Genomic DNA, 650 nt, shown 5'->3' on the forward strand with positions numbered 1-650 from the left:
GGGTCAAATAATACCAATAGACTACCATCGTCATTAGCAGGGGTGGCATCATCGAGCTCTTCTGAAGCGACACCAGCACAATGGGTATTTTTTGCTAAGGCATCTAGCAATAAATCGTTCGCCAATACATCCAATTTTTTCTGATCTTCGCCTTGAACGTTTTGATTACCAGCTTCGCCTAAAATATCTGCCAGAGCACCTTTTCTAAGTAGTTGTGAGATGGTTTTACCAACATTAGTAACCGTGGTAATTACGTCGTTGAGTGCAGGATTAGAGGCATGTTGGTTTAGATAATCTGCTAAGGTCGTCATAAAGCTTCCTAATAGAGGGTATGGAAAGTAAAAAATGGATGGTCTCAGAGTAAGGCCATAGGTGGCATTTGGCACACCTTTAATGGGTAAATTCTCAAATAGCTTATACGGTATCTTTGTCCCGACCACAAAATCGGCTACACTATATCTATTGTTATTCATTTATAGATTTGTCAGAATTATTCTCTATGAGAATATAGCATGTCTATTTACGCTTTCTGATTGTCTGCTGAGGCGGTTTTGGTCGGATTTGATTACGGTAAATTGTAGCAAATAAGCGTCAAAATGTCCTTGTCTCTATGCCTATCAGTGCTAAATGATCGAACAAAGATGAATAAG

General features: G+C 39.2%; 1 pseudogene. It reads right to left on the reverse strand.

Going from position 1 to position 650, the window contains the following annotated elements:
- Window positions 1-311 (reverse strand): annotated as a pseudogene (locus tag ACS8FC_RS18350) (class 1 fructose-bisphosphatase); the annotation flags it as partial.
- Window positions 312-650: the final 339 nt, after the last annotated feature.

It is taken from the genome of Psychrobacter sp. 1Y4 (genome assembly GCF_051847555.1).